19 protein-coding genes are annotated in these 19,902 nt (G+C 71.3%); 4 read left to right on the forward strand and 15 right to left on the reverse strand.

The window, feature by feature from the left end; all coding sequences use genetic code 11:
* Window positions 1-58 precede the first annotated feature (58 nt).
* On the forward strand, window positions 59-922 hold the full coding sequence (locus FIF60_RS11655; RefSeq protein ID WP_144186256.1) for a ferritin-like domain-containing protein: 864 nt from the start codon (window positions 59-61) through the stop codon (window positions 920-922).
* A gap of 185 nt (window positions 923-1,107) precedes the next feature.
* Window positions 1,108-1,266 carry a hypothetical protein gene (locus tag FIF60_RS21580; RefSeq protein ID WP_158639181.1) on the forward strand — a complete coding sequence of 53 codons (159 nt, stop codon included), beginning with the start codon at window positions 1,108-1,110 and terminating at the stop codon, window positions 1,264-1,266.
* A 70-nt stretch (window positions 1,267-1,336) separates the two neighbouring features.
* Here the strand turns inward: FIF60_RS21580 and FIF60_RS11660 are convergent, their stop codons facing one another.
* From FIF60_RS11660 to FIF60_RS11715, 13 genes are all read right to left on the reverse strand, one after another.
* A complete protein-coding gene (locus tag FIF60_RS11660) occupies window positions 1,337-1,759 on the reverse strand; it encodes a carboxymuconolactone decarboxylase family protein (RefSeq protein WP_144186257.1) in 423 nt (140 codons plus the stop codon).
* A gap of 71 nt (window positions 1,760-1,830) precedes the next feature.
* Complete coding sequence (locus FIF60_RS11665) at window positions 1,831-3,876, reverse strand: putative bifunctional diguanylate cyclase/phosphodiesterase (protein ID WP_204251174.1); 2,046 nt, start codon at window positions 3,874-3,876, stop codon at window positions 1,831-1,833.
* A gap of 73 nt (window positions 3,877-3,949) precedes the next feature.
* Complete coding sequence (locus tag FIF60_RS11670; protein WP_239451598.1) at window positions 3,950-4,453, reverse strand: RNA pyrophosphohydrolase; 504 nt, start codon at window positions 4,451-4,453, stop codon at window positions 3,950-3,952.
* Entirely contained in the window at window positions 4,450-5,523 is a 1,074-nt protein-coding gene (locus FIF60_RS11675) for a divergent polysaccharide deacetylase family protein (RefSeq protein ID WP_144186259.1), read from the reverse strand. Before FIF60_RS11675 ends, FIF60_RS11670 begins: the two co-directional genes overlap by 4 nt.
* Window positions 5,524-5,549: 26 nt before the next feature.
* Complete coding sequence (locus tag FIF60_RS11680; RefSeq protein ID WP_144186260.1) at window positions 5,550-6,962, reverse strand: S41 family peptidase; 1,413 nt, start codon at window positions 6,960-6,962, stop codon at window positions 5,550-5,552.
* Between the two features lie 137 nt (window positions 6,963-7,099).
* A complete protein-coding gene (gene gpmI / locus FIF60_RS11685; protein ID WP_239451599.1) occupies window positions 7,100-8,683 on the reverse strand; it encodes a 2,3-bisphosphoglycerate-independent phosphoglycerate mutase in 1,584 nt (527 codons plus the stop codon).
* A 58-nt stretch (window positions 8,684-8,741) separates the two neighbouring features.
* Window positions 8,742-9,173, reverse strand: a complete 432-nt coding sequence (locus FIF60_RS11690) for a type II toxin-antitoxin system VapC family toxin (RefSeq protein WP_144186261.1) — start codon at window positions 9,171-9,173, stop codon at window positions 8,742-8,744.
* A gap of 9 nt (window positions 9,174-9,182) precedes the next feature.
* Entirely contained in the window at window positions 9,183-9,356 is a 174-nt protein-coding gene (locus FIF60_RS21585) for a hypothetical protein (RefSeq protein WP_158639182.1), read from the reverse strand.
* Window positions 9,357-9,453: 97 nt separating this feature from the next.
* Complete coding sequence (locus FIF60_RS11695; RefSeq protein WP_144186262.1) at window positions 9,454-10,338, reverse strand: ion transporter; 885 nt, start codon at window positions 10,336-10,338, stop codon at window positions 9,454-9,456.
* A gap of 69 nt (window positions 10,339-10,407) precedes the next feature.
* Window positions 10,408-11,967: a hypothetical protein gene (locus tag FIF60_RS11700; protein ID WP_144186263.1), complete on the reverse strand. Its 1,560-nt coding sequence runs from the start codon at window positions 11,965-11,967 to the stop codon at window positions 10,408-10,410.
* 12 nt (window positions 11,968-11,979) lie between these two features.
* Window positions 11,980-13,512, reverse strand: a complete 1,533-nt coding sequence (locus tag FIF60_RS11705) for a hypothetical protein (RefSeq protein WP_144186264.1) — start codon at window positions 13,510-13,512, stop codon at window positions 11,980-11,982.
* Window positions 13,513-13,598: 86 nt separating this feature from the next.
* The gene (locus tag FIF60_RS11710) at window positions 13,599-13,865 is read right to left on the reverse strand and encodes a protealysin inhibitor emfourin (protein WP_144186265.1); all 267 of its coding nucleotides are present in this window, start codon (window positions 13,863-13,865) and stop codon (window positions 13,599-13,601) included.
* Entirely contained in the window at window positions 13,858-15,186 is a 1,329-nt protein-coding gene (locus FIF60_RS11715; RefSeq protein ID WP_144186266.1) for a M4 family metallopeptidase, read from the reverse strand. The genes FIF60_RS11710 and FIF60_RS11715 overlap by 8 nt, the downstream gene beginning before the upstream one ends.
* Before the next feature lie 260 nt (window positions 15,187-15,446).
* Here FIF60_RS11715 and FIF60_RS11720 point away from each other — a divergent pair, with 260 nt between their 5' ends.
* A complete protein-coding gene (locus FIF60_RS11720) occupies window positions 15,447-15,866 on the forward strand; it encodes a YciI family protein (RefSeq protein WP_144186267.1) in 420 nt (139 codons plus the stop codon).
* 54 nt (window positions 15,867-15,920) lie between these two features.
* Window positions 15,921-17,189 carry an RNA polymerase sigma factor gene (locus FIF60_RS11725; RefSeq protein ID WP_144186268.1) on the forward strand — a complete coding sequence of 423 codons (1,269 nt, stop codon included), beginning with the start codon at window positions 15,921-15,923 and terminating at the stop codon, window positions 17,187-17,189.
* Here FIF60_RS11725 and FIF60_RS11730 read toward each other — a convergent pair.
* Together FIF60_RS11730 and FIF60_RS11735 are read right to left on the reverse strand one after the other, a co-directional pair.
* The gene (locus FIF60_RS11730) at window positions 17,186-18,436 is read right to left on the reverse strand and encodes a M16 family metallopeptidase (RefSeq protein ID WP_144186269.1); all 1,251 of its coding nucleotides are present in this window, start codon (window positions 18,434-18,436) and stop codon (window positions 17,186-17,188) included. The genes FIF60_RS11725 and FIF60_RS11730 overlap by 4 nt on opposite strands.
* Window positions 18,433-19,830, reverse strand: a complete 1,398-nt coding sequence (locus FIF60_RS11735; protein ID WP_144186270.1) for a M16 family metallopeptidase — start codon at window positions 19,828-19,830, stop codon at window positions 18,433-18,435. The genes FIF60_RS11730 and FIF60_RS11735 overlap by 4 nt, the downstream gene beginning before the upstream one ends.
* Window positions 19,831-19,902 lie beyond the last annotated feature (72 nt).

Raw genomic sequence — 19,902 nt, forward strand, 5'->3', positions numbered from 1 at the left:
CCAAGATCCGCGCGTCTCTTCCGGCCTTCCCCGTCACCGCCCGCGCCGGAGGCCTGAGATGAAGCACTGGCATATCGACGAGGTCGCCTGGGACCGGTTCGACCCCTCGAAGGTGGACCCCGAAATCGTCCCGCTGGTGAAGGCGGCCGCGATGGTCGAGCGCAACGGCGACGACTATGCCGACTACCTCTGCAACGTCTTCCACGATGACCCCGATTTCAGCCGGGCCGCGCGCTACTGGGCCGTCGAGGAGGTGCAGCACGGCGAGGCGCTCGGCCGCTGGGCCACGCTCGCCGACCCGGGCTGGGACTACCAGGCGGCCTTCGCGCGCTTCCGCAAGGACTTCAAGATCGAGACGGAGGTGGACCGTTCCGTCCGCGGCTCGCGCACGGGCGAGCTGATCGCCCGCTGCATGGTCGAGACCGGTACGTCGAGCTACTACACGGCGCTCGGCGAGGGCAGCACCGAGCCGGTGCTCGTCGAGATCTGCCGGCTGATCGCTGCCGACGAGTATCGCCACTTCAAGCTGTTCTATGACCACATGCGGCGCTACCTCGCGCGCGAGAAGCTCTCGGTGATCGAGCGGCTGAAGATCGGCCTCGGCCGCATCGGCGAGACGGAGGACGACGAGCTCGCGCTCGCCTTCCACTGCGCCAACAAGCCCGAGGGCGCGCCCTATGACCGGCGCGCCGCCATCGCCGCCTACATGGCGAAGGCGATGGGCTACTACCGCCAGAAGCATTTCGACCGCGGCGTCGGCATGATCTTCAAGGCCGTCGGCCTGCCACCGCGCGGGCGGCTGTCGGACATCTCCGCCCGCGCCGCCTACCGCTTCGTGCAGTACAAGCAGAAGCGCAACGCGGCGATCGCGGCGCGCGAGTGGGGAACCGCCCCGTCCGGCGTCACCGCGCAGGCCGCCTGACCGGCTTTCCTCTCCCGTCTTCCTCCCCGGGCCGCCCGCCCCGGGCACGCTCTCGCGTGCGCCGGCGTGCGCCGTCTGTGCGCTGGCGCGCAGATCTCATATGACCGCATGGCGCACATTCATGCGCAATTAATGCGCGCCATGGTTCCTTTCCTGTGCTCAGATGATGCGGGGAGGATGGTTGTATGGACACTTTCGATCAGAGAAGGTCGATCAGTCTCGTCTTCGGTCTCGTCGCCCTCGGCCTCGCCCTCGCCGTTGGGCATGTGAACGACCAGCGCGCGGAACGGCAGGACAATGCCGCGCCCGTGGAAGCCAAGCTGAACGCGAACACGCGCGGCTGACACGGCTGAGGGTTCGCCCGATGGCCGGTTCAGGCGATCGGGGCAAGGCCGCCGGTTACGGCCGGCCCGGTCACGGGGCGGCCGGCTTCGACGCGGCGATCTCCACCGCGCGGCGCATCACCGCAGCGCCGGCGCGGTTCCATGTCGTGATCCCCCCCACCATCAGCACCTGCGTCAGCCCCTCCGACAGCTCCTCCACCGTGAGCCCGAGCCGCATCGCGTTCTCGAGATGCGCCACCGCGCCGCCCTCGTTCAGCACGAGCACGTCGAGCAGGACGAAGATCAGCTCCTTGGTGCGGAGATCGAGCGCGGCGCCCTCGGCCTTGTCCCGCATCACTGCGGCGCGCATCAGCCCGTAGCCGCCGAACGTCGCCGGCGCCGTCTCGGCGAGAAGGCCGATGTTCGGCGAGATCCGCCCGCTTGTTGCGAGGAAGCTCGCCTTCCCCGCGGCGACCGCCGCCTCGACCAGCGCCGCCGCCTCGTCCCGCTCCATCGCCCGCTCCCTCGCCTCTGCATCGGAGCGGGGAGCAGATCACGCCGCGGCGTGGCGCGCCACGGGCAGGGTCAGGCGGCTCGCGAGGCGCTCGCGCCGTCGCGCGGCGGCTCGGCGACGTGCGGCGAGGGGCGGCCGAGCAGGAAGCCCTGTGCCTCGTCGCAGCCTTCCTGCACGAGGATGGCAAGCTGGGCCGGACGCTCCACCCCTTCGGCGAGCACGGCGATGTCGAGGCTCTTGCCGAGCGCGACGACCGAGCGCACCACCGCCTTCGCCTCGGCGGAGCTCTCGATCTCCGAGACGAAGAAGCGGTCGAGCTTGATCTTGTCGAAGGGGAAGCTCCTGAGCGTCTTCAGCGAGGAGTAGCCGGTGCCGAAATCGTCGAGCGCGACGCCGACGCCGAGCGCCTTGATGGCGCGGAGGATGGCGAGCGCGCGCTCCTGGTCCTCGACGATGGCGGTTTCCGTCAGCTCGATCTCGAGCCGCTCGGGCGCGAGGCCGCTCTCGGCGAGCGCATTGCGGATCATCGCCGGAAGGTTCGGGTCGGCGAGCTGCAGCGGCGAGATGTTCACCGCCACGCGCCAGGGGTGGTTCCACGCCGCCGCCTCGGAGCAGGCGCGCCGAAGCACCCACGCGCCGAGCTGCGGGATCAGCCCCGTCTCCTCCGCGATCGGGATGAACACGGCCGGAGAAACGGGGCCGATCTCGGGGTGTGTCCAGCGCAGCAGCGCCTCGTAGCCGGTGATCTCGCCGTCACGCACCGAGGCCTGCATCTGGTAGTGGAGCGTGAGCGCATTCTGTCCGAGCGCCTCGCGCAGGGCGGAGGCGAGCGCGCGGCGCTCGCGCGCGGCCGCATCCATAGAGGCATCGAAGAAGCAGTGCGTCACGAGCGGCTGCGCCTTCGCCCGGTAGAGCGCGAGGTCGGAGTTGCTCGCGAGCTGGTCGACGGTCGTCCCGTCCTCGGGGAAGCAGGCGATGCCGAAGCGCGCGCCGAGGCCGAGGGCGATCTCCTGCCAGGGCACCGGCTCGCGGGCGGCATCCTCGAGCCGCGTTATCGCGCGGTCGAGCTCGCCGCGCGTGGAGAAGGGCAGCACCGCGCAGAACTCGTCTCCGCCGATACGCGCGAGCGTCGCGTGCTCGCCGGCCGCGACGGCGAAGCGGCGCGCGAGCACGCGCATCGCCTCGTCTCCCGCGGCGTGGCCGTGCGTGTCGTTGACGTCCTTGAAGCGGTCGAGGTCGATCGCGATGACGGCAAGCCGCGTGCCGTGGCGCCTGGCCGCGTCGATCGCCGCATGCATTGCTTCACCCGCGGCGGCGCGGTTCGGCAGGCCGGTGAGCAGGTCGGTCAAAGCCATCTGGGTCAGCCGCTCGACCGATTCCTGCCGCGCCCGGTCGTCGATTAGGTGGGCGAAGAGGCCGGAGGCGAGGACGAGCAGCCCGGCGATCGCGATCGCGATGGCCATCGCCACGAAGGTGTCGTGCCCCATCCTGCCTTCGGAGAGCGGCAGCGGCGTGATCGTCAGCGCGGCCATGCCGGTGAAGTGGAGCGACAGCACGGCGAGCACGAACACCGCCACGGCACGGAGGCTCGGCTTGCCGTCCCCCCGCTGCGCGGCGAGCGCGAAGGCGACGGCGCCAAGCAGCATGGCGGAGAGGGTGGCAAGCACGATGCCGGGCGTCCACCACGTCGCGATGCCTTCGGCCCGGTAGGCGACCATGCCGGTGAAGTGCATCGCCGCGATCGCGCCCCCGACGATGCCGCCACCGACGGCCGGAAGGATGATCGGCCCGTCCGCGCCGCGCGCGCCGGCAACCGCGAGGCCGGGAAGGGCGCCGAGGATCGGCACGAGAAGCGACACGATGGTCAGCACGGGATCGAAGCTCACCCCCACGCCGGGCTCATAGGCGAGGATCGCGATGAAATGCGTGCACCAGACGGTTGCCCCGAGCGTGACGGCGCCGAGGAGCTGCCACCCGAAGCGGCTCACCCCCGCCGAGATGAGGCCGCGCGCATGCAGCTGGATGGTCGAGAAGGCGCCGAGCACGCACATCAGCCCGGCGAGCAGCACCAGCCCCGGGTTGTGCGAGGCGGCCAGACACGTCACGGCGTCGATCATCAGGAACCATCCCGGCCCATGGGGCAAGGAGCGAGGATGGGGCCCGGCGGTTAATGCGGTCTGAAGCCTGCGGTCAGGGCCTGGCGAGATGCGCGAAGTCGGCGGCGAGCCGGTCGTAGATCGCCCGCTTGAAGCCCACGGCGAGACCCGGAAGCTCGGCGAGCCTCGTCCAGCGCCAAGCATCGAACTCGGGGTGCGGGTCGGCGTCGAGGCGGATGTCGCGGTCCTCGCCTGTGAAGCGGAGCGCGAACCATTTCTGCGTCTGCCCCCGGTACCGGCCGCCCAGGGCCCTGCCGAGAAGCTCGGGCGGAAGGTCGTAGGACAGCCACTCGGGGTGCTCCTCGATCACCTCGGCCCTGTCGGTGCCGATCTCCTCGGCGAGCTCGCGCAGCACGGCGCGTGCGGGGTCCTCCTCCTCGTCGATGCCGCCCTGGGGAAGCTGCCAGCCGCCGGGCGCACCCTCCGCGTTCGGCAGGTCTGCCCGGCGGCAGACGAGAACAAGGCCGGCGGGGCTGAACAGCACCGCGCCGACGTTGCGCCGGTAGGGCAGGAGATGCGGCTCCAGGCGCGTGCTCACCGCTGCGCCTGCCTCCCGCCCTCGCCCGCGAGCGCAGAGACGGGGGCTAGAACGAAGCCCCTCGCCTCCACCCCCGATGCCCATGCGCTGATGCGGTCAAGCGCGAGCGGGCTGGAGCCGGAGAGGCCGAGGGCGGCGCCGCGCTCGCGCGCGAGCTTTTCGAGATCGGCCAGCCGCTGTTCGATCTCTGCCCGCACGGGCCGTTCGTCGACGAGGACGTCCACCGCCCGCCCCGGAATCCCCTGCGGCGGCGCCTCGCCGGGCCGCGCCTCGACGAAGAGCAGCCCGCGTGTGGCGAGCACCTCGAGCATCGGGCGCATCGCCTCTGGGCTCGCGGAGAAACGCTCGCCGCGCAGCGTCGGCCCGAGCACGTTGGTCGCCCCGACATAGCCGGGGAAGCGCGACAGCACCCAGAGAAGGCGCTGGTTGTTCTCGCCCCAGGGCAGGCCGGTGAGAAGCGCGTAGGGCCCGGGGTCGTTCAGCGGGAAGCCGACGGGCTCCATCGGGATGCCGACGAGAACCTCATGCCCGTCCGCCCGCGCCTGGGCCGCGAACTCGGCAAGGCGAAGCCCATAGGGCGAGAAGGCGAGCGTCACCGCACCGGGCAGCCGCTCGATCGCCTGCTCGGTGGCGGACTGGCTGATGCCGAGGCCTGCGACGAGAAGCCCGATCCTCGGCCGCCGGTCGGCCTGGTCGAAGGGCCGTGCATAGGTGCGCCAGGCGGCGCGGCCGTCATCGGCGACGCGGGGAAGCGAACCCTCGCGCAGGCGTTCGATCAGCGCCGGGTCGGGCTCGGCGACGGCGAGCGGCGTCTCGGGCGTCGGCTGGGCGGGGCCGGGCGGGGCTTCGCGCGAGACGACGGAGGGCATCGGCGGCAGGCGCGGCGGTTCGGGCGAGGCGACGGGCGGGGGAGGGGCGGGCTCGGGCTCAGGCGCCGCCGCGACCCGTTCGCCCGGAGGGCCAAGAAGTTGCAGCCAGGCCGCACCGGCGCTGCCGAGCAGAAGCAGCACCGCCCAGAAGACGGCGAGCGCCTTCATCCCAGCCGAGACGCGCGGCGGCGGACGGTACATTCCCTCAGTCCCGGCGCAGCGCGCCGTCAGTTCGAGGCGCGCCGCATCGTCGCGAGGCCACGCACGAGCTCGAGGCCCTTGCGCATCTGGTAGTCCTTCGCCACGTCGCCGAACACCACGGCGGGGCCCTGTGCGTCCGCCGCGGGTGCGTCGGGGGGCGCGATGCCTTCGGCGAAGCCGGGCGGAAGTTGTGGCGGCGGGGCGGAGGGCACGGCCGCGCGGGCGGCCGAGCCGTTGCCGCCATCGTTGCGCAGCGCACGGTTGAGCTGCGCCTCGCGGTCGCGCGCCTCGGCCCGCGCTTCACCCTTCAGGGCCTCGACCACCACGTCGGGCTCGATGCCGGTGGCCTGGATCGAGCGGCCGGACGGCGTGTAGTAGCGCGCCGTCGTCAGCCGGATGGCGCCGTTGCCGGGAAGCGGCATGACGGTCTGCACGGAGCCCTTGCCGAAGCTGCGCGTGCCGATGACCACGCCGCGGCGATGGTCCTGGATCGCGCCGGCGACGATCTCGGACGCGGAGGCCGAGCCGCCATTGATCAGCACCACGACCGGGAGGCCGCCTGCGATGTCGCCCGCCTTGGCGTTGTAGCGCTGGGCGTCCTCGGTGCGCCGTGCGCGGGTGGAGACGATCTCCCCCTGGTCGAGGAAATCGTCCGACACCGCGACGGCCTGGTCGAGCAGCCCGCCCGGATTGTTGCGCAGGTCGAGCAGCACGCCCTTGAGGTTGCCGCCCGCCTGCTGCCGAAGCTGCTGCATCGCCCGGCGGAGCCCGGCATCGGTCTGCTCGTTGAAGCTGGTGATGCGGATATAGGCGACGTCGCCCTCCAGGCGCGAGCGCACCGACTGGATGCGGATGACGTCGCGGGTGATGGCGAGCTCGAGCGGGCGCGGCGCGCCCTCGCGGCGGATGCCGAGCTTGATCTCGGTGCGCGGCGGCCCGCGCATCTTCTCCACCGCCTCGTTCAGCGTCAGGCCCTGGGTGGACTGGCCGTCGATGTGCGTGATCAGGTCGCCTGCGCGGACGCCGGCGCGGGCCGCGGGCGTGTCGTCGATCGGCGAGATGACCTTGATGTAGCCGCCTTCCTGCGTGACCTCGATGCCGAGGCCCCCGAACTCGCCACGCGTCTGCACCTGCATGTCGCGGAAGGTGCGCGGGTTCATGTAGCCAGAATGCGGGTCGAGGCTCGTGAGCATGCCGTTGATCGCGGCCTCGATCACGTCGCGGTCGACCACCGGCTCGACATACTCGGCGCGGATCCGCTCGAACACGTCGCCGAACAGGGACAGGAGCCGGTAGGTCTCCGCCCGGCTTCCCTCCTGCGCGAAGGCTGCGAGGCCGAGATGACGATCGAGCACCCGCTCGAGCGGCCCTGTCGCCACCGCGCCGACGGCGAAGGCGAGGCCTGCACCGAGAAGAGCCGATCGAAGCGAGACCTTCATGCTCTGTTCCGTTGTTGTGCGGTGTCGTCCGCCAGCCCGGCGCGGCGCGGCCCCCACGGCCATCGCACCCGCCCCGCCCAGCCCAGGCTTCCCGTGGTCAAGCGAACCGGAACCTTAGAGTGTCGCGGTACGCAGGATCAAGGAGCGGACGCGGCCGGGGCGGACACGAGCACGCCAGAACCCTCACCGATCAGCAAGGTTTCGCCCGTCATCGCCGCGGGCTTGGGCAGGCCGAGAAGCGAAAGCAGGGTCGGCGCCACGTCGGCGAGCCGCCCACCACGCAACTGCATGCGATCGGGGCCGCCGAGAAGCAGGACGGGAACCGGGTTCAGCGTGTGCGCGGTGTGCGGCCCGCCCGTCACGGGGTCGCGCATCATCTCGGCATTGCCGTGATCGGCCGTGACGAGCAGCGCGCCGCCCACCTCGCGGATGGCGGACGCGATCGCGCCCAGGCCACGGTCCACCGCCTCGACCGCCTTCGTGGCGGCGGCGAGCGAGCCGGTATGTCCCACCATGTCCGCATTGGCGAAGTTCAGCACGATCAGGTCGAACGCCCCGAAGCGGATCGCGGCGACGGCCTTCTCCGTCAACTCCGGCGCGCTCATTTCCGGCTGGAGGTCGTAGGTCGGGACCCTGGGCGAGGGGATCATCACCCGCTCCTCGCCCGGATAGGGCGTCTCCTGCCCCCCGTTCAGGAAGTAGGTGACGTGCGGGTACTTCTCCGTCTCGGCCATCCGAAGCTGGCGCAACCCCGCACGCGAGACGACGGCGCCGAGGATGTCTTCCATCGACTGCGGCGGGAACAGCGTGCCCATCAGCTTGTTCAGCGCCTGGGAGTATTCCGTCATCCCCAGCGCGGCGGCGATGCGCGGCGTGCGCGGGCGGACGAAGCCCGCGAAGGCGGGGTCGAGCAGGGCGGCGAGGATCTGGCGCACCCTGTCTGCCCGGAAGTTGAAGGAGAGGATGCCGTCGCCGTCCCGCATTCCGGCATAGGCGCCGATCGCGGCCGGGGGGACGAACTCGTCCGTGATGTCCTTCGCGTGCGCGGCGACGATTGCGGCCTCGGGGCTCGCGGCGCGGTCACCCTCGCCGAGCACCATGGCGCGCCAGGCCTTCTCCACGCGTTCCCAGCGGTGGTCACGGTCCATCGCGAAGTAGCGGCCGGAGACGGTGGCGATGCGCGCGCCCGCGGGCAGCGCGGCCTCGAAGCGGCGCAGGTACGCGGGGGCGGAGCGTGGGGCGGTGTCGCGCCCATCGGTCCAGGCATGGATGGCGACGGGAATTCCCACTTCCGTGAGAACGCGGGCGAGCGCCACCGCATGGGCCTGGTGGCTGTGCACGCCCCCCTCCGAGAGAAGCCCCATCAGGTGGCACGTGCCGCCCGACCGTTTCATCGCCGCGACGAAGGCGACGAGCGGGGGCATGGTGGCGAGCGAGCCGTCCTCGATCGCGGCATCGATGCGCGGCAGATCCTGCATTACGACGCGGCCGGCGCCGAGGTTCAGGTGCCCGACCTCGGAATTGCCCATCTGCCCCTCTGGCAGGCCGACGTCACGCCCCGCGGTGTGCAGGAAGGCGTGGGGGCAGGTTGCCCAGAGGGCATCGAAGGCGGGCGTGGCCGCGGCCGCGACGGCGTTGTCTGCGGAGGCGTCGCGCCAGCCCCAGCCATCGAGCACCACGAGCATCACGGGTCTGGGGCGCGAGGGGGTGTTCGGGGCCATGGGGGTTCTCCTCGCCGGAGGCTTTAGCGTGGTGGGGGGTGGGGTGGGAAGCGGCTGCTCAACAGCCGATCACGTGCAGGAAGCCCGCCGCAGCAAGCTCATGCATGACGGGGTCGCGCGACAGGATCGGGATCCTGCGGATCCTTGCCGTGGCGATCAGGTAGCAGTCGCCCGGATCCCTGTGCCCGGTCTCGTGCGCGACCGCTGCCGCCTCACAGGCGATCCGGTGATGAACGGCGATAATCCTCGCCCCCGTCGCCTTCATGGCCGCCCGGAACCATGCCTCTGGCGTTCCCTCGCCCAGCTGGGGTGGATTGCGGTGCGTGGGCTTCCTGGAAGCGATCGTCAATTCCCATGCCGTGATCGGCGAGACGAACAGCCTGCCGGCTTCCTGGCTCTCGCCGATCGCGACGAGCGCTCCCTCGGAGAGCGTGCCTTCACCGCTGACAAGCCAATACAGAGCGTGGGAATCGAGAAGTAGCCCCGGCACTGACCGGCGTCAGGCCCGCTTCGGCGTGCCGCGACCGACCGTGCTCCTCGGTGCAGGGTCCTTGAACGCCTGCTTTGCGATGGGCTTGGTCAGATCAACGCCGGAGCGCACCTTGAAGCCGCTGCCAGCAAGTGCGCCGACGCCCTTCACGGTCACGAACCGACCGGTCTTGGTGTCCTTCACGACGACCGATGAGGAGGAAGCATTCTTCATACATATAAGGTAATCGCACGACCGACGATTTGCGACGGAATCCTGCGATCGGCAGACGTCTCGGACTCTACCCGCCCCTGGCCAAAGTCGCCCTCAGCCCCGACACCTCCTCCCTCAGCGCGCGCAGCTCCCGCAGCACCGCCTGCGCGTCGTGGTGGCTCTCGGCCCGCGCGGCGGAGGTCTCGGCGGCAAGCTCGGCCGTCACGTTCGCCTCCTCCTCCGCATCGTAGGCCTTGCGCATCGTCTGGATGCTCTCGACGACGATGCCGATGAACAGGTTCAGCACAACAAAGGTGGTGAGCAGGATGAACGGAACGAAGAACGCCCAGGCATAGGGTGAGGCCTCCATCACCGGCCGCACGATGCCCATCGACCAGCTCTCGAGCGTCATGATCTGGAACAGCGAGTACATGCTCTCGCCGATCGTGCCGAAGAACTCGGGGTGGCTCGGCCCGAACAGCTTCGTCGCGATCACCGCGCACACATAATAGACGATGACGAGCAGGAGCCCCACGGCGCCGATGCCGGGAATGGCATGCAGCATCGCTTCGACCACGATGCGCAGGCGCGGCATCATCGAGATCAGCCTGAGCACGCGCAGCACGCGCAGAGCGCGAAGCACCGACAGCGGCCCCGTCGCCGGCGCCCAGGCGATCCCCACCACCGCGAGGTCGAACAGCCCCCAGGGGTCGCGGAAGAAGCGGCCGCGGAGGGCGTAGATCCGCAGCGCGATCTCCGCGGTGAAGATCCAGAGGAACAGCGCATCGAGCGTGGTGAGCAGGCTCCCGAACCGCGCCATGATCGAGGCCGAGGTCTCGAGCCCGAGCGTGACGGCGTTGGCGAGGATGAGCGCGATGATCGTCCTTTGCGCCCAGGGGTGGAGAATGAACCGAGCCACCCTTGCGCGCAGGTCTTCCCCATGCGCGTCTGCCGCCGTCAGAACTTCCTGCATCCCCTGGCTCCCATCCGTGCTGCGGCGCGGCAGATGGGGGCGCGGGAGGGCGAAAGGAAGGCGGCGACGTCAGGCGATGACGATGTCGGTGCCCAGTGCGAGGTCGCGTGCGCCGACGAGGCTGATCGCGTTCCGCTGGACGGGCGTGCCGCTGCCTGGGTCGACCACGTCGCCGAACATCACCACCGTGCCGTCGGCGCTGTCGAACACGCGCACCGCGACGTCGTCTGGGTTCTCGATGACGATGCGGTCGGTTCCCCTCTCGAACCCCCAGATCGTGTCATGCCCATCTCCGGCCACCCCGCCCTGCGCGGACGCGGTGCCGATGGCGTAGCGGAAGAGATCCGCCCCGCCGCTCGCCACGATCAGGTCGCCCGTGCCGTCGCCCGAGGCGGGAGGCGGCTCGTCGGTTCCGCCGAAGCCCGTCCAGCCCGGCCGGTGGCCGCCGCCGACCTGCCGGAGCGGATCGCCGAGGCCGCCAAGCCCCTCGATCGTCACCGTGTCGAAGCTCTCCGTCGCGAGCCAGCGCACGGCGACAAGCAGCATCTCGGTCCCGTTGTCCTCGAAGCGCGAGACCTCGATTGCGCCGGGATCGATTGTCCCGAGCGCCACGCCATCGCGCCAGAGCGTCGCCGCGCCGGCAACCGGCGTCGTCGTGGGGGCGGCGAACCACACGCCGATGTCGAGCAGCGCGGTCGGCGCGTCGAACCGGCCGGCGAACTCGCCAGGAAAGTCGAAGACCTCGTAGGGCACGCCCTCCCATGGCGCGGTGATCTCGCCCGCGTCCTCGCCGGGGCGAAGGTCGATCGCGGCCATGACGCGGCTTGCATCGAACAGGTCGTCGCCGCCGAGGGTCGCGACGAGGCGCGTGAGGCCGCCATCGGTCACGAGGTCCGGGAACCCGTCGAGCGCCGTCGGCCCGCCCGCCCAGTCGCCGTCGCGGAGGATGATCCGGTTCTGCCCCGTCGCACCCTGGATCGCGAAGGTGTTGCCCCAAGCCGCGCCGTTCGAGGCGAAGGAAACGGATGCGTCCAGGAAGCCGAGCTCTACCGCGTCGATCTCCCCGCGCTTGGCGTTCTCGATCACGACAGCCGCCGCGGCCGGCGCGCCGCCTTCCGAGAACAGCGTGTCGCCGAGCTTCAGCCGCACATCGACGACGTTGCGCACGAACACGTTCGGGGCGGGGCCGGCCGGCGCCGCGATGAGGTCTCTGGTCGTCAGTAGCACCTCGAGGTTCTTGATGCCGTTCCAGTCCCGGTCGGCGAGTACGACGGACACGGCCGCGCCGGGCGAGAAGGCGTCGATGGCCGGGTTCCGCGGGCCTGGCGGTCCGGCGAAGGCATGGCCGTCGGCCAGCACGGCCGCGGCGTCGATCGCGCCGGTGAGCGGCGCGTCGGGCGCCGTCTGGCCGCCGGCGACGAAATCGAGCAACGCCCAGTCGGTTCGGACGAACTCGGTTCCGGCGAAGCCGTCGAAGGCGGAGAGGGGGAAGTCGGCGATGGCGCCTTCGATGAGCCCCGGCACCGTGCCGGCAGTGCCGCCAGGCAACTCCGCGGGTCTCCAGAGATCGCGCGTGCCGAAAGGCAGCGAGGTCTGGCTGAACAGCATGTAGCTCGATGACGACGCCACGGCCGGCCTCCCTCACACGAAGACGATGTCGGTGCCGACGGCGAGGTCGCGCACGCCGACGAGCGTGATGCCGCTGCGCTCGTCGATGATCGGGACCCATCCCCAAGGTTCGGCGTCCTGGCCTCCGAACATCACGGTGGTGCCGGCATCGGAGTCGAAGATGCGCGCGTCCGGTGTCTCGAGGGCGAGAACGTCCTGCCCTTTCGCGAACAGCCAGATGGAGTCGACGTTGTCGCCAGGGGCGTAGCGGAAAACATCCCTGCCGCCGCCGGCGACCAGCAGGCTTCCGGTGCCATGATGCTCGACGCCGCCGAATGCGTCGGGAATGCCGGTCGTGTACGTCGTCCAACCGGGTCGGTAGCCGGTGCCGGACTGCGCGATCGGCGCCCCAAGCGCGCCGAGGCCTTCGACCGTCAGCGTATCGAAGCTGCGCGTCGCCAACCAGCCGATGGAGAGCGTGGCGAACCGCTCGCCCGTCACAGGATCCCTCTCGGGCCTGAGCGTACTGAACGCGTCGGCGACGGTCTCGATCGCCACGCCGTCGCGCCAGAGCGTGACCGCCCCTATCGGCGGCAGTGGCCCCGTCACGGCGAAGCGGAGACCGAGATCGACCATCGCCGCGGGTGCGTCGAAGCGCACGAACAGCGCGCTGGCCGCCGCGTCCAGCTGGTAGCCGACGTGTTGCCAGTTCTCGTACAGGAAGCCCGCATCGGGCCCCGCCCTGACATCGGTCGTCGCGTTGACCGCGCGTGCGTCGAACAGGGCATCGCCGCTCATCGTGACGACGACGTGCGTGAGGCTGCCGTCGTTCACGAGGCTGCCGAACCCGTCAAGCGCGGTGGGGCCGCCGGCCCAGTCTCCCGGGAGAAGCGTGATGCTGCTCCAGTTCGCCTTGATGACGAAGGTGTTGCCCCAGCCTTCTTCGTTGGAGGCCAACGACACCGTCGCCCACAACTGACCGAGTTCCGAGGCGTCGATCTCGCCGCGCTTGGCGTTCTCGATCACGAGCGTGGCGGAAGGCGGCGGGCCGCCTTGCGTCGCCAGGCTGTCGCCGAGCTTTACGCGTACGTCCACGATGTTGCGGATGAACACGTCCGGCACCGATCCGCTGCCGCCGAGCTCGGCGTTGGTCAGCACGACCTCGACATTCTTGATGCCGTTCCAGTCGCGGTCGGCGAGCACGATGGAGACCCCGCCGGCCGGGTCGGTATCGAACGCCCCGTCGGGGTTCCGCGGCCCGGCTGGTCCGGCGAAGACGCGGCCGTCCGACGTGACGGCAGAGGCGTCGATCGCGCCGGTCAGAGGTGCATCGGGCGCCGTCTGGCCGCCTGGCACGAAATCGAACAGCGCCCAGTCGCCGCGCACGAATTCCGTGCCCTGGAACGCATCGAAGGCGGAGACGGGAAAGTCCGTGATGACGCCGTTCACGAGGCCAGGCACGGACCCCGCGAGCGTGCCGGGAAGCCCGTCGGGACCCCAGAGCTCGCGCGTGCCGAAGGGCCGCGAGGTCTGGCTGAACAGGACGTAGCCCGACGACGATGCCATGGCCGGCCCCCGAGCGGATGACCGTGGCACACTGACCGCGCCGCAGGCCGGCCGCCTTGCTGCAGGTCAATCCGGCGGTGGAATGCTCAGCGCAGGATCTCGGCCAGCGCCTCTGGGACGGCGTCCTCGGGCACGGTCACCTCGCAGGTCTTGCCGCCCTCGTAGGTGAGGGTGACGTCGAAGCTGAACCGGTCGGCCCCGCGGGCGGGGCGGCCGGGCGGGGAGGCGGCGAGGGCGGCCAGCGCCTTCTTCTGCGCCTCGGACAGCGCGGCGGCCTCGACGCTTCGCCGCCGCGTGATGCCGCCGACGCCGCCAGAGCGGATGATGGTCACGGAGGCGATGCGTTCAGCCATGGCGCGATACCCTCGCTGACCGTGCCGCGATCGCCCGCGCGCCCGTGCCCGCCCGGGCCGAGGCGGCCTTGCGCGGCGGCGCCTTCTTCGGGGGCGGCTTCTTCGAGGGCGGCTTCTTCGGGGGAGCCTTCTTCGGCGGGGATTTCGTCGGCGCCGGGGCCTTCTTCTTCGGTGCCGGCAGCTTCTTCGGCGCGGGCTTCTTCGGCTTCGGCGCAGGCGCCTCGGCCTTCCTGCGCGTGGCGGTCGGCACGACGCCCGCCTCGTCCCACGCCGCGGCGACGAGCTTCGCCGCCTTCGCGTCGAAGAGGATGCCGGCGACGTCGATCGTCTCCTTCGCCGCCTCGCGGAACGAGGCGCGCTGGCTCATCCGCCCCTTCTCGGTGAAGGCGCGCCACCAGATGCGCCCGGCCTTCTCCCACGCATAGCCGCCGAAGCCCGTGGCCACGCGCCAGAACACGCGGTTCGGGATGCCCGAGTTGATGTGCACCCCGCCCGAATCCGAATGCCCGCGATAGAGGTCGCGCATATGCGCTGGCTGGGGGTCGCGGCCGATGAGCGGGTCGTCATAGGCCGTGCCTGGCGCCTTGAGGCTGCGCAGCGCGAGCGCAACGCCCGGCGGCTGCTTCAGCTCCGGCCCGATGAGCTCGGCGCCGATCAGCCAGTCCGCCTCGGCGGCCTTCTCCTTGTGGTGCCACTGCCTGGTGAGCGAGCCCATCACGTCCGAGAAATGCTCGTTCAGCGCGCCGGGCTGCTCCCAGTAGACGAGGTTGGCGGTGAACTCGAGCACGGCATGGGCAAGCTCGTGCGCGACGACGTCGAGGCTCTTGGTGAAGCGCAGGAACACCTCGCCATCGCCGTCGCCGTAGACCATCTGCTTGCCGTTCCAGAACGCGTTGTCGTAACCACGCCCGTAATGGACGGTCGAGACCATCCTCAGATCGTTGCCGTCGAGCCCGTTATGGCCGAACACGGTGCGGAAGAAATCGTAGGTGATGCCCGCGCCCTCGAAGGCCTCGTCCACGGCCGGGTCGCCCGTCGGCGGCGCGCCTTCGGGGCGGATCAGGCTCCCCGGAAGGCTCTGCCCCTGCCGGGCGGAATAGACGGCCCGCTGCTTGCCGAGGCTCCGCTTGCGCGCCGCCATCTCCGGCTCGGGGTCGGGTGCGCTTTCCGAAAGCCGCGCCTCGCGCAGCGTGCGGGTAACGGCGAGCGTGTCCTCGGCCCAGCGCTTGAGCGAGGGGCGGCGGGCACGCGCGATGATGTTCTCGAGCATCAGCGGCGGGGTGATGCAGCAGACGCCGCAGCGGCAGGCCGCACGCGACATGGACGCTCCTCGGTCCGTTCCTCCGGCCAGGAGGCGCCGGATTCGTCTCCATTCTGCAACGGGCTCGCGCCCGATGCCAGCGCGGCGTGACAGGAACGGGCGCGAAGGGTCGCCCCCGGCGACCCCTCTCGGGCGTGTGATGCACGGCGCATGCGTGCAGGCGGAAGAATCACCACTCCGGCATGTCGAACCCGGGCCCCGTCGTTCGTCGTTCTGTCAGGCGGGTCGCGACGACTGCGCCGTAGCAGTGGAGAGAAGCCATGCGCGTGATGGTTCTGGTTAAGGCGACGGAGGACAGCGAGGCCGGCATCCTGCCGACCACGGAGGCCCTGGCCGAGATGGGACGGTTCAACGAGGAGCTGATGAAGGCCGGCGTCATGCTCACCGGCGATGGGTTGAAGCCCTCGTCACAAGGCAGGCGCGTGGCCTTCGACGGGCCGCGGCGGACCGTCATCGACGGACCCTTCGCCGAGACGCGCGAGCTCGTTGCCGGCTACTGGGTTTGGGAGGTCAAGGACATGGACGAGGCCGTCGCTTGGGTGAAGCGGTGCCCGAACCCCATGCCGGGGCCAAGCGAGATCGAGATTCGCCCCTTCTACGAGGCGGCCGATTTCGGCGACCTCCTGCCGCCCGAGGTCGCCGCCCAGTACGAGGAGCGTACGAAGACCACGGGCGGGTGATCGCTCGGGGGCGGGGCTTGCCGTCCCGCCCCGTCCTCCCTTACGCCGGGGGCCGTGGCTGCACCGGATACCCATGCGGCGATCGAGGCGATCTTCCGGATCGAGCGGGCAAGGCTCGTCGCCGCGCTTGCCCGAATGCTGCGGGATGTCGGCCTGGCCGAGGAGGCGGCGCAGGACAGCCTCGTCGCCGCGCTGGCCGAATGGCCTAGGACGGGGGTTCCCGCGAACCCCGGTGCCTGGCTCATGGCCACGGCCAGGCGGAGGGCGATCGACGAGCTCCGCCGTCGCCGCATGGCGGCCCGCAAGCACGATGAGATCGGCCGCGACCGCGAGGGAGCCGACGAGGGCGCGGCCGAGACGCTTGAGGCCGCACTCGATGACGATCTCGGCGACGAGCTGCTTGGCCTGATCTACACCGCCTGCCACCCGATCCTGTCGCGCGAGGCACGCGCTGCCCTCACGCTCAGGCTCATCGGCGGGCTCACCACGGCCGAGATCGGCCGGGCCTTCTTCGTGAGCGAGGCGACGGTGGCGCAGCGCGTCGTCCGGGCCAAGCGCACGATCGCCGAGGCGGGGCTGCGCTTCGAGGTGCCGCGCGGCGAGGAGCGCGCGGCGCGCCTCGCCTCCGTGCTCGAGGTCATCTACCTCATTTTTAACGAGGGCTATGCCGCCACGGCCGGCGAGCGCCTGACCCGCCCGGCTCTCTGCGCCGAGGCGCAGCGGCTCGGCCGAATCCTCGCCGGCCTGCTGCCGGACGAGCCGGAGGTGCTCGGCCTGCTGGCGCTGATGGAACTCCAGGCCTCCCGGCTCGCGGCGCGGCTCGGGCCGGGCGGCGTCTCCGTGCCGTTGACGGAGCAGGATCGGACGCGGTGGGACAGGCTGCTGATCGGCCGGGGGCTCGATGCGCTTGCCCGGGCCGAGGCGCTAGGCGGGGCGGACGGCGCCTATGCCCTTCAGGCCGCGCTCGCCGCCTGCCATGCGCGCGCGCCCTCGGCGGCGGAGACCGACTGGCCGCGCATCGCCGGGCTCTATGACAGGCTTCTCGCCGTCCAGCCCTCGCCGGTGGTGGAGCTGAACCGGGCGGTCGCGCACAGCATGGCCTTCGGCCCGCAGGCGGGTCTCGCCCTTCTCGCCGCGCTGGAGCGGGAGCCGACATTGCGGGCCTACGCCCCGCTTCCGGCGGCGCGCGGCGATTTCCTGCTTCGGGCTGGAAGGCCTGGCGAGGCAAAGGCGGCCTTCGAGGCGGCGGCCTCACTCAGCCGCAACGCCCAGGAGAAGGCCTTCCTGCTTCGCCGCGCCGCGTCCTGCGTGCCGGCAGGCTAGATCACAGGCCTTCCGGCGACCGAGATCGACAGCGCCTCGGGGTCGTAGAGCTTGCGCGCGGCCCGGCGGGCGTCCTCGAGCGTCACGGCATCGAGCCGGGCGATGCGCCCCTCGAGCCAGTCGGGACCGCGGCCGAGGCTCAGCAGGGCGACCAGCGTGTTGGCGATCTGCCCCGTGCTGGTGAAGCCCAAGGGGAAGCTGCCGGTCAGGAACGCCTTGCCGTTCGCGACCTCCTCCTCGGTCGGGCCGCCTTCCGCCATGCGCGCCCACTCGCCCTTCAGGAGCGACAGCGTCTCGCCGAAGCGTGGGTTCTCGGTCGAGACCGAGCCGAGAACGAGGCTTCGACCCGGGAAGGGGGCGAGCTGGGTGCCGATGCCGTAGGTCAGGCCGCGCTTCTCGCGGATCTCCTCGGTCAGTCGCGAGGAGAAGCCGCCCCCTCCCAGCACCCAGTTCACCACCTGCAAGGCTTCCCAGTCCGGGTCGTCGGGATCGGGGCCGCCATGGCCGAAGGTCGCTACGGCCTGCGGCGCGTCACGCTCTGCCACCACGAGGCCGAAGGGCGTCGGCGCGGGAAGCGGCGGAACGCTGGGCGCCTCGCCGGCGGCGAGCCCGCCGAACGTCTCGTCGAGCATCTGACCCAGCCCCGCCGCGTCGATCGCGCCGGAGGCGGCGGCGATCAGCGAGCCGCGCCGCAACTGTGCCGCCACCGCAGCCTCCAGATCGTCGCGCGCGAGCACGGCGAGCGCGGCCTCGGTTCCGCCCGGCGGGCGGGAGAAGGGGTGGGGCGAGAGAGCGCGCTCGAACCAGGCGCGGGAAGCGATGCTGCGCGGGTCCTCCGCCTCGCGACGGAGCGCGAGGGCCCGGCCCGCCTTCACCCGCGCCACCGCCTCGCCGTCGAAGCGCGGGCGGGTCAGCGCGAGATTCGTCATCGAGGCGGCGAAGCCGGTCTCCTCGGCAAGGCAGCGCAGGCCGCCGGTGAACTCGTCACGGCCGGCGCCGAAGTTCAGGCTCACCGCGCGGTCGCGCAGAGCGGTCGAGAAGGCGGCGGTGTCGAGCTCCCCAGCCCCCTGGTCGAGCAGCGCGGCCGTCAGCGTCGCGCGGCCCTCCTTGCCGGCCGGGTCGAGCGCCGCGCCGCCGCGGAACGCGAAGGAGAGGGACACGACGGGAACCGAGCGGTCCTCGATCAGCCACGCGCGTATGCCGCCCGGCGAGGTGACGACCTGGACGGGAACCGACCAGCCGCTCATGTACGGCTCGCCTCGGCAGGCATCAGCCAGCCCGTGGCGGACCCGTCCTCCTTCAACACGGCCCTGAGGGCCGCCGTGACGCGCGCGGGCGTCACCTCGCGGATGCGGGCGGGCCAGCGCTCGACCGCCTCGATCGGCAGGCCGACCGTCAGCGCGGCGCCGATCGTCCGCGCCCCGCCCATCAGGCTGTCGCGGGCGAGCGCCGCACCCGCCGTGAGCTGGCGGATCGCCTGCTCGACCTGCGCGTCCGTCACCTCGTCCTGCACGGCCTTGGCGATGGCGGCATCGAGCGCAGCCTCGACACGCTCGGGTGCGACGCCGGGGCGGGGGGCGGCGTAGAGGGTGAATTCGGTCTGCGCCACCGTGTCGCCGCCGTACCAGGCGCCGGAGGAGGCAGCGAGGCCGGTATCGACCAGCGCCTTCCAGAGGATGGAGGTCGGGCCCGAGCCGAGCACGTGGGCGGCGACGTCGAGCGCATCGGCCATCTCCTGCCCGGCCCGGGCAGTGGGAGCCTGGTAGAGGCGGGACAGCGAGGGCTCGCGCACGCGGGGGTCGCGAACCGTCACCCGCTTGGTGCCGAGTGCGGGCGGCTCCTCCGGCCTTCCGTCGCGCCCAGGCGGGGGCCCGCCCTGGACGCGGCCATAGGTGTCCTCGGCGAGCCTGCGCACCGTTTCGGTGTCGGCCGCGCCCTGGACGACGAGGATGGCGTTCGAGGGGCGGTAGTGCTTGCGGTAGAAGGCGAGGAGGTTGTCGCGCGTGATGGCGCGGATCTCGCTTTCCCAGCCGATGATCGGGCGGCCATAGGGCGAGTTGACGTAGAACGAGGCCGCGAGCCTCTCGCGGAAGCGCGAGCGTGGGTTGTTCTCTACCACCTGCCGCCGCTCCTCGATCACCACCAGGCGCTCGGGCGCGATGTCCTTCTCGTCGAGCAGGGCGTTGGACATCCGGTCCGCCTCCATGCCCATGACGAGGGGCAGGCGGTCGGCCGCGACCTGCTGGAAATAGGCGGTGTAGTCGTGCCCGGTGAAGGCGTTGTCGCGGCCGCCCTCGCGCGCGACGCGGCGGCTGAACTGGCCGGAGCCGAGCTCGGGCGTACCCTTGAACATCAGGTGCTCGAGGAAGTGCGCGAGGCCCGACTGCCCCGCCTCCTCGTCGCCCGCGCCGACGCGGTACCACACCATGTGCGCGACGACGGGCGCGCGTGTCATCGGAATGACGACGCCGAGCATCCCGTTCGGGAGGGTGAAGGTTTCCGCCCCGAACACGCTGCCTGTGGAGGGCGTCGTCGCGGCCTGCGCAGCGGCGGGAAGCGCGGCGAGCGCCACGCCCGCCGTGCCGGCGGCGAGCAGGGCGCGGCGGTCGATGGCATCAGGCTTCGGCGTGTCGTTGCTCATGGCGCGGCGGCTCCTTGTTCCACCGAGACTTGGGCCGGGCCGCCGCGCTGTCCAGCGCAACCGGGCCAGCCG

This window comes from Elioraea rosea (assembly GCF_007644105.1).
Taxonomy (GTDB): domain Bacteria; phylum Pseudomonadota; class Alphaproteobacteria; order Acetobacterales; family Acetobacteraceae; genus Elioraea_A; species Elioraea_A rosea.